The sequence below is a fragment of the Pantoea osteomyelitidis genome (genome assembly GCF_044342975.1).
In the GTDB taxonomy this organism is placed as follows: domain Bacteria; phylum Pseudomonadota; class Gammaproteobacteria; order Enterobacterales; family Enterobacteriaceae; genus Pantoea; species Pantoea osteomyelitidis.
Map to the genome: position 1 here is coordinate 63081 of NZ_JBGFSN010000005.1, position 12127 is coordinate 75207.

Annotated in this window: 14 protein-coding genes; 8 read left to right on the forward strand and 6 right to left on the reverse strand. The window is 54.8% G+C overall.

What is annotated here, in order from left to right; all coding sequences use genetic code 11:
- Positions 1 to 28: 28 nt before the first annotated feature.
- The gene (locus tag ABU178_RS13965) at positions 29 to 1960 is read right to left on the reverse strand and encodes a methyl-accepting chemotaxis protein (RefSeq protein ID WP_397215941.1); all 1932 of its coding nucleotides are present in this window, start codon (positions 1958 to 1960) and stop codon (positions 29 to 31) included.
- Between the two features lie 158 nt (positions 1961 to 2118).
- Here ABU178_RS13965 and yjfP point away from each other — a divergent pair, with 158 nt between their 5' ends.
- Complete coding sequence (gene yjfP, locus ABU178_RS13970) at positions 2119 to 2868, forward strand: esterase (RefSeq protein WP_397215943.1); 750 nt, start codon at positions 2119 to 2121, stop codon at positions 2866 to 2868.
- Between the two features lie 48 nt (positions 2869 to 2916).
- On the opposite strand, the gene ABU178_RS13975 is transcribed toward yjfP, so the two are convergent.
- On the reverse strand, positions 2917 to 3123 hold the full coding sequence (locus ABU178_RS13975) for a hypothetical protein (RefSeq protein WP_397215945.1): 207 nt from the start codon (positions 3121 to 3123) through the stop codon (positions 2917 to 2919).
- Between the two features lie 379 nt (positions 3124 to 3502).
- On the opposite strand from ABU178_RS13975, the gene rpsF reads away from it, so the two are divergent.
- The 4 genes from rpsF to rplI are packed head-to-tail and all read left to right on the forward strand — an operon-like array spanning position 3503 to position 4943.
- Complete coding sequence (rpsF, locus tag ABU178_RS13980; protein WP_397215947.1) at positions 3503 to 3898, forward strand: 30S ribosomal protein S6; 396 nt, start codon at positions 3503 to 3505, stop codon at positions 3896 to 3898.
- Positions 3899 to 3904: 6 nt separating this feature from the next.
- A complete protein-coding gene (gene priB / locus ABU178_RS13985; RefSeq protein WP_397215949.1) occupies positions 3905 to 4222 on the forward strand; it encodes a primosomal replication protein N in 318 nt (105 codons plus the stop codon).
- Positions 4223 to 4226: 4 nt separating this feature from the next.
- Positions 4227 to 4454: a 30S ribosomal protein S18 gene (gene rpsR, locus ABU178_RS13990; RefSeq protein WP_005974788.1), complete on the forward strand. Its 228-nt coding sequence runs from the start codon at positions 4227 to 4229 to the stop codon at positions 4452 to 4454.
- 39 nt (positions 4455 to 4493) lie between these two features.
- Positions 4494 to 4943 carry a 50S ribosomal protein L9 gene (gene rplI, locus ABU178_RS13995; protein WP_397215951.1) on the forward strand — a complete coding sequence of 150 codons (450 nt, stop codon included), beginning with the start codon at positions 4494 to 4496 and terminating at the stop codon, positions 4941 to 4943.
- A 50-nt stretch (positions 4944 to 4993) separates the two neighbouring features.
- On the opposite strand, the gene ABU178_RS14000 is transcribed toward rplI, so the two are convergent.
- Complete coding sequence (locus ABU178_RS14000) at positions 4994 to 5635, reverse strand: OapA family protein (RefSeq protein WP_397215953.1); 642 nt, start codon at positions 5633 to 5635, stop codon at positions 4994 to 4996.
- Positions 5636 to 5854: 219 nt separating this feature from the next.
- Between ABU178_RS14000 and fklB the strand changes: the two genes are divergently transcribed.
- The gene (fklB, locus tag ABU178_RS14005) at positions 5855 to 6475 is read left to right on the forward strand and encodes an FKBP-type peptidyl-prolyl cis-trans isomerase (protein WP_397215955.1); all 621 of its coding nucleotides are present in this window, start codon (positions 5855 to 5857) and stop codon (positions 6473 to 6475) included.
- A 35-nt stretch (positions 6476 to 6510) separates the two neighbouring features.
- Here the strand turns inward: fklB and ABU178_RS14010 are convergent, their stop codons facing one another.
- Positions 6511 to 8454: a bifunctional 2',3'-cyclic-nucleotide 2'-phosphodiesterase/3'-nucleotidase gene (locus ABU178_RS14010; protein WP_397215957.1), complete on the reverse strand. Its 1944-nt coding sequence runs from the start codon at positions 8452 to 8454 to the stop codon at positions 6511 to 6513.
- Positions 8455 to 8749: 295 nt separating this feature from the next.
- On the opposite strand from ABU178_RS14010, the gene cysQ reads away from it, so the two are divergent.
- On the forward strand, positions 8750 to 9496 hold the full coding sequence (cysQ, locus tag ABU178_RS14015) for a 3'(2'),5'-bisphosphate nucleotidase CysQ (RefSeq protein ID WP_397215959.1): 747 nt from the start codon (positions 8750 to 8752) through the stop codon (positions 9494 to 9496).
- A gap of 37 nt (positions 9497 to 9533) precedes the next feature.
- Here the strand turns inward: cysQ and ABU178_RS14020 are convergent, their stop codons facing one another.
- Positions 9534 to 10091 carry a YtfJ family protein gene (locus ABU178_RS14020; RefSeq protein WP_397215961.1) on the reverse strand — a complete coding sequence of 186 codons (558 nt, stop codon included), beginning with the start codon at positions 10089 to 10091 and terminating at the stop codon, positions 9534 to 9536.
- A 313-nt stretch (positions 10092 to 10404) separates the two neighbouring features.
- Between ABU178_RS14020 and ABU178_RS14025 the strand changes: the two genes are divergently transcribed.
- Positions 10405 to 10611: a DUF1107 domain-containing protein gene (locus ABU178_RS14025; RefSeq protein WP_397215963.1), complete on the forward strand. Its 207-nt coding sequence runs from the start codon at positions 10405 to 10407 to the stop codon at positions 10609 to 10611.
- Between the two features lie 38 nt (positions 10612 to 10649).
- Here ABU178_RS14025 and ABU178_RS14030 read toward each other — a convergent pair whose 3' ends face one another.
- A complete protein-coding gene (locus tag ABU178_RS14030) occupies positions 10650 to 11978 on the reverse strand; it encodes a hemolysin family protein (RefSeq protein ID WP_397215965.1) in 1329 nt (442 codons plus the stop codon).
- Positions 11979 to 12127 lie beyond the last annotated feature (149 nt).

Sequence of the window (12127 nt, forward strand, 5' to 3'; positions counted from 1 at the left end):
TAAAGTTTAATCCATCCCCGTTCCGGCATTAGTTTTTCAGGCTAAAAATACTCACCAGATGCGTCAGATGATGGCCTTTCTGGCTAAGCGTTTGTGCCGTCGTTTCCGATTGCGTCACCAGACTGCTGTTGTGATGGGTCGCCTGGCTGATCTGATGCATGGCGATGTTCACCTGACCAATACCCGCTGCCTGTTCCTGAGAGGCGACGTTAATCTCGCCCATCAGCTGCTTCACCTGGTCGATGCGCTGTACGATATTCTCCATGGCGTCGCGCGTCTGCTCGGAGAGCGTATGGCCTTCCGAGACTTTATTGATAGAGTTTTCAATCAGCGTATCGATCTCCTTCGCCGCCTGCGCGCTGCGCTGGGCCAACGCCCGCACCTCGGCAGCCACCACCGCAAAACCTTTGCCATGCTCGCCAGCGCGTGCGGCTTCTACTGCGGCGTTAAGCGCCAGAATATTGGTCTGAAAGGCGATGGACTCAATCACATGCGTAATATCGGCGATGCTCTGTGAAGAGACCTTGATGGCCGACATGGTGTTTACCGATCGCGTGACGGTTGCACCGCCGTGGTTGATGGTTTCTGCCGCTTCGGCGACCAGCGTCAGCGCCTGTCGCACGTTGGCGGCGGTCTGCTCTACCGTCGCGCCAAACTGCTCCATGCTGGCCGAAGTCTCTTCCACGCTGCTGGCCTGACGGCCAATCTGCTCGCTGATATCGAGACTGCTGGCAGCGATAGCGTCGGTGCCATCGCTGATCTCCTGCGCCGCGCCGCGCACCTGCGCGACGATATCTTCCAGCCCGTCGCCGATGCCGTTGATAGCAGCGATCAGCTGGCCGATCTCATCCTGACGGCGCGTCTCCAGATGTGCCTGCAGATTACCGGCAGCGTACTGCTCAGCCAGATGGATCACCTGCTGCAGCGGCTTGCTGATGGCGCGGCGGCTGAACCAGACAAAGCCGACGGCAAACAGCACCACCAGCGCCAGGCCAATCAGCATAAACAGGTTGCGGCTGTGAGTAATCGAGGCCAGCAGACTGGCGCGGCTGACTTCGCCGACAATCACCCAGTTCCAGCCAGGAAGCTGCTGCCAGGCGAGCATTTTGCTTTCGCCATCCAGCTCGACTTCTTTAATACCCCGCGGCTGAGTCAACAGCTGCTGCTGTAGCGCGGCGTCCCAGAGCGGCAGCTTGCCTTCGCGCTGGCGATCAAACAAAAATTGCCCCTGGGTTTTTCCACTGGCGCCATTCAGCACGTAGAAATGGCCGCTGTCGCCAAGATGGCGCGCCAGCACTTTGTCACGCATCAGGCTGTACTGCTTATCGATCTGCACGCCGACGAACAGAATGGCAATCACCGTGCCGCTCGCATCTTTTACCGGCTGATATTGTGTAATGTAGCGATGGCCGAACAGCGAGGCCAGACCGCGATAAACCTCGCCCTGATTGACATTTTTCCAGGCCTGGGAGGCGCGATCCAGTTTAGTGCCGATCGCACGGCTGCCATCCTCTTTTTTCAGCGAAGTTGAGATGCGAATGTAATCATCGCCGCTGAGCACGAAAATAGTGGAAACCGCACCGGTGCGGTCAAAAAAATCGTCAACGGCGACCTGATCGAGGTTCAGGGTTTTCAGCCCGGCGCGCAGGGTTGGGGTAGAAAAATCACCGACCTGGATAGGCGAGCTTTCATCGCGGCTGAAACGCTTAGGTAAAAAACTTTGGAAAAGCTGCGTGTAATTGGAGACTTCTTCAGACAGGGCGGCGTTGAACATCGTCGCCATTTCGCCAATGCCATCCACCTGATTTTGCATATCATTGACTGCTAATTGTTCCAGCTGACGCGCAGCGTTATGGCTTAACGTCAGGGTTAATATAAACAACAGTATCGCCACGCTGATAGACGTCAGTACAGACAGCTTGATACCGAGACTCATGGCGCTGAGAGAACGACGCTTCATGCTAATACCTTCGGGTTGATTGGGGGGATACACGATCAACGGCAGCGAGGCGAAAAGGTTTAGAAGAGAAATCACTGGAATAATGTGAACTGCCTCGCAATCTCACCGGCAGCACTTACAATTGACAGGCTGAAAGCTGAGATCGCACAGGAGACGACATGATTGAGCTCAACACGGAACTGCTGGCCGGTATTGAATGTATCCACGCCACACCGGCAGGGTTGCGCCAGACCCGATTGCCTACGGTCGTTTTTTATCACGGCTTTACCTCCTCCAAAGAGGTTTACTCCTATTTTGCCGTGGCGCTGGCGCAGGCCGGTTTTCGCGCGGTGCTGCCCGATGCGGATATGCATGGCGCGCGTTACAACGGCGACACGGAAAAGCGCCAGAGCCATTTCTGGGATATCCTCAAGCGCAATATTGATGAGGTGCCGTTAATTGAAGCCGCGCTGCGCGAAAAAGATCTGATTGCGCCGGAGCGCTTTGCGCTGGCTGGCGCGTCGATGGGCGGCATGACGGTGCTTGGCGCGATGGCGCGCTATCCGCAGATTCAAAGCGTCGCCTGTATGATGGGATCCGGCTATTTTATGCAGCTCAGCCACACGCTGTTTCCGCCGCTCGCGGCGCGTACGCCTGAACAGAAAGAAGAGTTCGCGCGCCGCATGGCGCCGCTGGCGGAATATGATCCCTGCCAGCAGCTGGCCGCGCTGGCGAACCGACCGCTGCTGCTCTGGCATGGCGAAGCGGACGAGGTGGTGCCCTTTGCGGAAACCGTCCGGCTGGAGACGGCGCTACGCGAGCAGGCGCTGGACGGGCAGCTCACTTCGCTTTCTGAAAAGCATATCGGCCATAAAATTACGCCCTCAGCGCTGACGGCGCTGGTGAGTTTTTTTAAACATCATCTCTGATATAAAAACGGGCCGGCAACATATTGCCAGCCCGCCAGGTCAACCAGATTACAACTGATCGGATAATCGTTCAGCCGCGCTGCTGTTTGCGTTGATATGGCTTTCGCCAGGCGCATCCAGACGGTTGACGTAAACATAACCTGAAGCCGCATTGCTGCTGTTACTTCTCATCTGCTGCGCACAGTCAGCGGAGCTGGCAAGAGCGGGTGGAGACAGGAAGAGACCCAGTAAAGTGGCGATAATGAACGTTTTCATGATCGACTCCTGCTACGGGGAATTCACTCTCAGGCGACAGCGAACAAAACCATTACGCCTGTAAACAGTTTAGTTCTTCGCCACCACCGCGCCAGCGCAGCTTTCTGAACGCCTTGTTCAGAAAATTTGTCCAAACCCGCTTAACCTGCTGTATTCCCGCTGGTAGCACAAAAAGCCACCTCCCCTGGCACGATACGCGCGATTTGATGAAATGTGCGCTTGAGTTTCCTCAGGCATGTCAGTATGATTACGCGTCAATTTTTCAGCCGCATTCACAGGCTGTGTCCGCGAATTATGCGACACGACCTATAACGTTCCTTGCTTCCACGGGCCGCGGTTGACCCTGACAGGAGGCTGAATAATCCGTAAGGAGCAACCGATGCGTCATTACGAAATCGTATTTATGGTCCATCCTGACCAGAGCGAACAGGTTCCGGGCATGATCGAGCGTTACACTGGTGCTATCACTGGTGCGCAAGGCACGATCCACCGTCTGGAAGACTGGGGCCGCCGTCAGCTGGCTTACCCGATCAACAAACTGCACAAAGCTCACTACGTTCTGCTGAACGTTGAAGCGCCGCAGGAAGTTATCGACGAGCTGGAAACGAACTTCCGCTTCAACGACGCCGTTATCCGTAGCATGGTTATGCGCGTTAAGCACGCGGTAACCGAAGCATCGCCGATGGTGAAAGCGAAAGACGAGCGTCGTGAGCGCCGTGAAGATTTCGCTAACGAAACCACCGATGACTCAGATGCTGGGGATTCTGAAGAGTAATCCATCGTGACGGCAAATCGGCTGCGCCTGTCTGGCACCGTGTGCAAGACGCCAGTTCGAAAAATCAGCCCGTCAGGAATTCCTCACTGTCAGTTTGTGCTTGAGCACCGCTCAGTGCAGGAGGAGGCCGGATTTAACCGGCAAGCCTGGTGTCGGATGCCGGTGATTATCAGCGGCAGCGCCCATCAGGTGATTACTCAACATATAACGGTCGGCACGCAACTCATACTCGAAGGCTTTATCAGCTGCCATCAGGCACGCAACGGCCAGAGTAAAATTGTGTTACATGCCGAGCAGATTGAATTGATAGATTCTGGAGACTAGCCAAATGGCACGTTATTTCCGTCGTCGCAAGTTCTGCCGTTTCACCGCGGAAGGCGTTGTAGAGATCGATTACAAAGACATCGCTACGCTGAAAAACTACATCACTGAAAGCGGTAAGATCGTACCGAGCCGTATCACCGGTACTCGCGCAAAATACCAGCGTCAGCTGGCTCGTGCTATCAAGCGCGCGCGTTACCTGTCTCTGCTGCCGTACACTGATCGTCATCAGTAATCGGCTGCTGTCCATTAACGACTTTAAGAGGATAAGGTAATGCAAGTTATTCTGCTTGATAAAGTAGCAAACCTGGGCAGCCTGGGTGATCAGGTTAATGTTAAAGCGGGCTACGCTCGTAACTTCCTGGTTCCACAGGGTAAAGCTGTACCGGCTACCAAGAAAAACGTTGAGTTTTTCGAAGGCCGTCGTGCTGAACTGGAAGCCAAACTGGCTGACGTTCTGGCTGCTGCCAATGCACGCGCTGAGAAAATCAACGCACTGGGCAACGTTACCATCACGTCTAAATCAGGCGACGAAGGTAAACTGTTCGGTTCCATCGGTACCCGCGACATCGCTGACGCTGTAACTGCAGCTGGCGTTGAAGTGGCTAAGAGCGAAGTTCGTCTGCCGAACGGCGTTCTGCGCGTTACCGGTGAGCACGAAGTGAGCTTCCAGGTTCACAGCGAAGTATTCGCAAAACTGATCGTGACCGTGGTTGCTGAGTAATCACAGCCTGCACGATTGCAGAAACGCCGGCCTTGTGCCGGCGTTTTTGTTTATTGGGCGCGGATAAAGCTGCCGTCCGGCTGACGGGTAAACAGCACCGGGCCGCTGTCGCTCTCTACCGTTAAGCCCGTCACCACGCCTTGTCCATTCTGGCGAATCTTAACCTGCTGGCCGCTCTGCAGCGAACTCAGCGGTTTACCGTCTCCTTCCACGCGCGCCATAGCAAAGACATCATTCACCGGCAGATTGTTATCACGGAACAGCTGCGCCAGCGTCTGGCCGGATGCGATAGCATAGCTGCGCCATGCGCCCTGCGAATCGGGTTGCGAAGGCGGGTGATTATAGATTTCCGCCTGCATCGGCGCTTCTGTCGGCACGTCGACAGGATGGGGACGCTCAACCGGATACTGCGGCGTTGAGCTGGGCCAGAGAAAACCAAGCAGTATCACAACCAGCGCAATGATAATGCCACGACGATGAAAGGGAGGCAGCGGATCCATCCAGCTTACGTTGTCCGGCAGGTGCCAGATCTGATGCAGCCAGTTGGGAAGGCGAAATGGCGCGCCTGAAGACATACGGTGTTCCTCCTTGCTGGCCGCGTTACGCGTTCGGCGCGCAGGCAGCCAGCGCTCGAGCCATGTAGAAGTACGTGATGCGCGCGTCCTGCGCCGTCTTGGGGCAATCTGGCCCATATTCTCTCTCTCAGTCAGTCCGGTTGGGCAACGCAAAGGTTGACCATCGTTATAGTATGGGCAATGTGGGCAGGAAGGGGTTGCCGACATTGATATATTTGACGCGCTTATTGTTTCTCTTTCATTGCGAAAAGTCATCTGCGGCGCACGGGATTTTACGGCGGCGTCCGGCGCTGTTATGCTGGCCGTTCGAATTTATCCGAGATCACAGGAACAGAGATGACGACCCCTTCTTTCGACAGCGTCGAAGCACAAGCAAGTTACGGTATTGGTTTACAGGTTGGCCAGCAGTTGCAGGAATCAGGACTGCAGGGTCTGCAGCCGGAAGCGCTGCTCGCGGGCCTGCGCGACGCGCTGGAAGGGAACTCTCCGGCGGTGCCGGTTGACGTGGTGCATCGCGCGCTGCGTGAAGTCCACGAGCGTGCCGAAGGCGTGCGTCGTGAGCGCACCCAGGCGATGGCGGCAGAGGGACAGAAGTTCCTTGAGCAAAACGCCCAGCGTGAAGGCGTGAACAGCACTGAAACCGGTCTGCAGTTCAGCGTGATTAAACAGGGCGACGGCCCTATTCCGTCTCGCCAGAATCACGTACGCGTCCATTACACCGGCAAGCTGATCGACGGCACGGTGTTTGACAGCTCAGTGGCGCGCGGCGAGCCGGCTGAATTCCCGGTAAGCGGCGTTATCCCTGGCTGGATTGAAGCGCTGACCCTGATGCCGGTTGGCTCCAAGTGGGAACTGGTGATCCCGCAAAACCTGGCGTACGGCGAGCGCGGCGCGGGTGCCTCCATTCCGCCGTTCAGCACGCTGATTTTTGAAGTCGAACTGCTGGAAATCCTGTAAGTTCGCGCAGGGCGGCGGCAAAGCCGCCCTGATACTCACTTCTGCTGTAAATCCACCTGCCAGATGGCAAATCCTACCTTGTCGCTGCCTTTCGCGCTCAGCGGATATTGTCCGTAGTGCTGAATAAAGTTTGTCGCTTTTTCCCCCGGCGCGGTTTCAAAACGAATATCCAACGGCGTGTCGCTCTGAATCGGCGCCAGCCGCCAGTTATTATCCGCCTGCGGCCGCACTTCGCCATGCGCTTTGGTTTGCGCGCTAATATAGGCGGCCACCACCGAGCGGTTCTCGTCGGGTGAGGCGAAAGCCACATAGCGTTCGCCGGTTCCGGCAAACTTGCCGCCGTAAGCGCGGTAATTATTGGTCGCCACGAGGAAGGTGGCTTGGGGATCAATCGCTTTGCCCTGCCAGGTGAGGTTTTTAATGCGTGACGCGCTATCGTTGATGCGCTGACACTCGCTATCGTAGCGGGCAGGCTGCGTCACATCGATCTGATAATTCACCCCATCGATCACATCGAAGTTATAGGTGCGGAAATCCCAATTAATCAATGCCTGCGGCGCCGGGTTGTGGGGATCGATCTGATTAAACTGCGCCGCCGAGCACTCAAGCCACTCTTTGACCTGCGCGCCGCTGATCTTCATGACCACCAGCGTATTGGGATAGAGGTAGAGATCCGCCGCATGGCGAAAGGTGAGTGCGCCTTTTTCCACTTCAACGTAACTGGCAGGATCGTTTTTACGTCCGCCCGCTTTGAACGGCGCGGCAGCAGAGAGTACCGGCAGCTTGCCGAGATCGGGATCGCCCTGAATAAAACGCTCCACGTAATCACGCTGGGCGTTATTGACGATCTGTACTGTGGGATCGTCCTGAATCAGTGAGAGATAGCTGTACATCACTCCGGCGGATTTTCCGATGGGCCTGGCCACAAACTCTCGCGTGGCAAGATGATCGTCCGCCAGCACCTTCACCAGATCGGCATCTTCCGCTGCCAGCGATTTTTTCGTGGCCTGGTCATAGATCGGTCGCGCCTGCGCCTGGCTGGAAACCGTGCGCCAGCTGCCGTTATCGTTATTGAGCACCAAATCCACCACGCCGAGATGATCGCCCCACATGCCCGGCATTACCGCCGGAATCTTATTCAACGTTCCTTGCGCGATATCCGCACCTTTAATAGCGGCGAAATCGTCAGACGGAAAAACGGCATGTGCATGTCCAAACAGGATGGCGTCGATACCCGGCACCTGGCTGAGGTAGTAAACCGAATTTTCCGCCATCGCATGATACGGCTCGCTGCTCAGACCAGAATGGGGAATGGCAACCACCACATCTGCGCCTTTGGCGCGCATTTCCGGTACGTAGCGGCGTGCCGTTTCGGTGATGTCGTTGACCCGTATTTTGCCTTGCAGGTTAGCTTTATCCCACACCATGATCTGCGGCGGAACAAAGCCGATATAACCTATCTTCAGGCTATGTGCCTTGCCGTCACGATCAATCACTGGGGTCTCTTTTATCAGATAAGGGGTAAACAGTGGCTGGCCGGTTTTCTCATCGATGATATTGGCGTTAACGTAGGGGAAACGGGCACCCGCAAGCGCTTTTTGCAGATAAGGCAGACCGTAGTTAAATTCATGATTACCGAGGTTGCCGACGCTGTAATGCAGTTGATTCAGCGCTTTGTAAACCGGATGGATTTCGCCCTTGCTCAGTGCTTTCGCCGCCATATAATCGCCGAGTGGGCTACCCTGAATAATATCGCCGTTGTCCACCAGCACGCTGTTTTTCACTTCATTACGTGCTTGATGAATCAGCGATGCGGTGCGCACCAGGCCAAATTTCTCGGTGGGCTTATCTTTGTAATAATCGAAATCCATCATATTGCTGTGCAGATCGGTGGTCTCAAGAACGCGAAGATCGATCGTCGCTGCCTGCACAGCGGTGGAGAGTCCAATCGCCAGTAGCATCATGCCGGGCTTAAGCATCTGTTTCTCCTGAATCAGTTCAGCGGTAAAGCTCTCAAAGTAATGCAAAAATTTGACGTTTTGTCAGATGAAAATGTGATGCGTATCGTAAAAGCCGCATGTCACTCCGGCATTGCTCGCCTGCCAGTAAAGGCCTGTGCGCAAAGATAGCGACCCGGGGCTAACTATGGTATTGATAAATAACAAAATGCATTTTCTTACCACAGCGCAACGGCAGCCGAGGCGGAGCTGCTAAAATTTATCTGGCTGATGCGAAGGAAAATGCCATCGAAATAAGCATACGAAGAGGTGAAAAATGTTAGAGCAAATTTGCCAACTGGCGCGCGCGGCGGGCGACGCCATTATGGAAGTTTACGATGGCCAGGCACCGCTTGACGTTTCTCACAAATCTGATGATTCGCCGGTCACCGCCGCGGATCTTGCCGCGCACCGCATCATTCTGCAGGGGCTGCAAGCGTTAACGCCCGACGTGCCGGTACTGTCAGAAGAAGATCCGCCTGGCTGGGAGGTGCGTCAGCAGTGGCAGCGTTACTGGCTGGTGGATCCGCTCGACGGCACCAAAGAGTTCCTCAAGCGCAACGGCGAATTCACGGTGAATATCGCCCTGATCGAGCAGGGAAAGCCGGTGCTGGGCGTGGTGTATGCGCCAGCGCTGGGGGTGATTTATGCCGCTGCTGAGGGCAAAGCCTGGAAAGAGGAGAACGGCAACAGAATGCAAATCCAGGCGGCTGACGCGCGTCCGCCGCTGGTGGTTATCAGTCGTTCTCATGCTGCATCGGATGATGAGCTGAAGGAGTATCTGAATCAGCTGGGTGAACATCAAACCACGGCGATTGGCTCTTCTCTGAAATTCTGCCTGGTGGCCGAGGGTAAGGCGCAGCTCTATCCCCGTTTCGGACCCACCAACATCTGGGATACCGGCGCAGGTCACGCCGTGGCGATCGCCGCTGGCGCGCATGTGCATGACTGGAATGGCAAAACACTGGACTACGCGCCGCGTGAATCTTTCCTTAATCCGGGCTTTCGCGTCTCGATATACTGACCGGCGGACGGGAGGCGTCGTTCTCCCGTCATATCTTCTATGCCTGCAGAAGCTGCTTCAGCAGGGCTACCACCTTTACCACCTCTTCCTGCGTCAGCGCGCCATCTTTGGCAAAGCGCACACGCCCGGTTTTATCCAGCACCACAATGGCTGAACCGCCATCGGCGAGCTGCCAGGCCTTTTTGGCGTTGCCCTGATTATCGACAATAAACTGCGACCAGGGATAGTGCTGCTTATTGTTTCTGATACTGCTGCGCACAAACATGCCGGTACCCGGAATCTCATCATCCGTATTCACGATAGTGGTGGTTTGATAGCGATCGCGCGGGAAGCCCGCCGCTTTGATCGCCTCAATCAACGCGGCATTCTTCTCTTTCGACGAAGAGCGACCGGCAATATGTTGAATGACGCGCACTTTTCCAGGCAGCCGGGCGCTGTTCCAGTTTTTATAGCTAAACTTATCTTGTTGATAGAGCAACTCGCCGCTATCGGCGATACCGACCGCCGGCACACGTTCTCCCTGAATAAAAACATGGGCGGAGACAGCGCCCGGCAACAAAAGCGCCAGCGCAACGACAAAACCTTTGACTCGCATAAAGGCTTCCTTAAGTGATCAGACCAGTTAGTCATGTTACTGCAATATAAGGCAGGGATGATGCGCCTGTCGCTTTGGGCAATCCGCTTTGCAACCGATGCCACAGATTACGAAACAATGAAGGTTTCTCCTGAATTATGTGAGCGGGTTAACAGAGAGTTCGGTAATGATATGTCAAATCAGTAAATAAATTCATTTTTCGGAACAACGGCAGGAAATGATGTTCTATAGTTTACCAGCACTTTGCGCTTCAGGAGTTCGTGCCAATTTTGGCGGCGGCGAAGCGTATTGAAACTGTACAGGAGTTAAAACAATGAAAATCTTCCAGCGATATAACCCGATGCAAATTGCGAAATATGTAAAAACGCTGTTTAAAGGAAGGTTGTATATTAAGGATGTCGGCGCGTTTGAATTTGATAAGGGCAAGGTTCTTATCCCGCGCATCAAAGACATACAGCATCTGAGCGTGATGTCTGAAATCAACCGCCAGGTGCTGCGTCTGCAAATGGAATACCATTAAGAGAAGGGCGCCGACGGCGCCCTTTAACATTTCCTGCTTTACTCTTCGTTATCAGCAGATTTCGACACATTCAATGCCGGCGGGCGCTCATCAATGCGCGTCACCAATAGCTGGTCGATGCGATAGCTGTCGATATCCACCACTTCAAACTTGTAGCCTGCAAACTTAACGAAATCGGTACGTTTCGGGATTTTTCGCAGCATATACATCATAAAGCCGCCGATGGTTTCGTAGTTGCCGGACTGCGGGAAATCGTCGATATCCAGCACGCGCATCACGTCATCGATCGGCGTGCCGCCCTCGACCAGCCATGAGTTCTCATCACGCGCCACGATCTGCTCTTCCAGCCCCTGACCAACCAGATCGCCCATCAGCGTGGTCATCACATCGTTCAGCGTGATGATCCCTACCACCAGCGCATATTCATTCATGATCACCGCGAAGTCGTCACCGGCGGTTTTGAAGCTTTCAAGCGCCTCTGACAGCGTCAGCGTATCGGGCACGATCAGCGCGGAGCGAATCTGCACGCCGCTGTTCAGCGCCATACTCTGGTTACCCAGCACGCGCAGCAGCAGCTCTTTGGAATCGACATAGCCGACGATATGGTCGATATCGCCATCGCACACCAGAAACTTTGAGTGCGGATGCCCGGCAATCTTGGTTTTCAGGCTGGTTTCGTCTTCATGCAGATCGAACCAGATGATGTTTTCGCGCGAGGTCATGGAGGAGGGAACGGTACGGGATTCCAGCTCAAACACGTTTTCAATCAGCTCGTGCTCCTGCTTACGCAGCACGCCCGCCAGCGCGCCCGCTTCCACCACCGCGTAAATATCATCCGAGGTGATGTCATCTTTACGCACCATAGGGATCTTGAAGATGCGGAAAAAGTTGTTGGCCATGCCGTTGAACAGCCAGACCAGCGGCCGAAAAATCAGCAGGCAGAAGCGCATCGGATTAATGATGCGCAGCGCGATGGTCTCCGGCGCGATCATGCCGATGCGTTTTGGCGTCAGGTCGGCAAACAGGATAAACAGGCTGGTGACGATGATAAAAGAGCAAATAAAGCTGAGCTTATCAGCCATCACCGGGTCCATAAAACGCTGAAACAGGGTGCTGAAGGCAGGGGAAAAGGCCGCATCGCCGACGATACCGCCGAGAATGGCGACGGCGTTAAGACCAATCTGCACCACAGTAAAGAAGGTGCCGGGCGTCTCCTGCATCTTCAGCACGCGTTGTGCGTTGATATTGCCGTTGTCAGCCAGCAGCTTCAGCTTAATTTTGCGCGCAGCCGCAAGCGAGATTTCCGAGAGCGAGAAAAAGGCGCTGATGACGATCAGCAATATGATGACAAGTAAGCTATCTAACATAAAACATCCGTAGGTTTATACACTTGTCATTTTTGGCCTGGGCAGCGCGGGAAAGAGCGCACATGTTGTGCTCACCCGTTAAACAGGCTATCCGTGCCAAAAATGTCTGCGCCAATTCGACAAGAGTGATGTCGGGGCAGAAAACGAAG

What these genes read in the sequence shown, in the direction of transcription:
- ABU178_RS14010 (WP_397215957.1), bottom strand. Translation starts at nt 8,454, where the DNA reads ATGCTTAAGCCCGGCATGATGCTACTGGCGATTGGACTCTCCACCGCT.
- ABU178_RS14030 (WP_397215965.1), bottom strand. Translation starts at nt 11,978, where the DNA reads ATGTTAGATAGCTTACTTGTCATCATATTGCTGATCGTCATCAGCGCC.
- yjfP (WP_397215943.1), top strand. Translation starts at nt 2,119, where the DNA reads ATGATTGAGCTCAACACGGAACTGCTGGCCGGTATTGAATGTATCCAC.
- fklB (WP_397215955.1), top strand. Translation starts at nt 5,855, where the DNA reads ATGACGACCCCTTCTTTCGACAGCGTCGAAGCACAAGCAAGTTACGGT.
- rpsR (WP_005974788.1), top strand. Translation starts at nt 4,227, where the DNA reads ATGGCACGTTATTTCCGTCGTCGCAAGTTCTGCCGTTTCACCGCGGAA.
- ABU178_RS14025 (WP_397215963.1), top strand. Translation starts at nt 10,405, where the DNA reads ATGAAAATCTTCCAGCGATATAACCCGATGCAAATTGCGAAATATGTA.
- ABU178_RS13975 (WP_397215945.1), bottom strand. Translation starts at nt 3,123, where the DNA reads ATGAAAACGTTCATTATCGCCACTTTACTGGGTCTCTTCCTGTCTCCA.
- ABU178_RS14000 (WP_397215953.1), bottom strand. Translation starts at nt 5,635, where the DNA reads ATGGGCCAGATTGCCCCAAGACGGCGCAGGACGCGCGCATCACGTACT.
- rpsF (WP_397215947.1), top strand. Translation starts at nt 3,503, where the DNA reads ATGCGTCATTACGAAATCGTATTTATGGTCCATCCTGACCAGAGCGAA.
- rplI (WP_397215951.1), top strand. Translation starts at nt 4,494, where the DNA reads ATGCAAGTTATTCTGCTTGATAAAGTAGCAAACCTGGGCAGCCTGGGT.
- ABU178_RS14020 (WP_397215961.1), bottom strand. Translation starts at nt 10,091, where the DNA reads ATGCGAGTCAAAGGTTTTGTCGTTGCGCTGGCGCTTTTGTTGCCGGGC.
- ABU178_RS13965 (WP_397215941.1), bottom strand. Translation starts at nt 1,960, where the DNA reads ATGAAGCGTCGTTCTCTCAGCGCCATGAGTCTCGGTATCAAGCTGTCT.
- cysQ (WP_397215959.1), top strand. Translation starts at nt 8,750, where the DNA reads ATGTTAGAGCAAATTTGCCAACTGGCGCGCGCGGCGGGCGACGCCATT.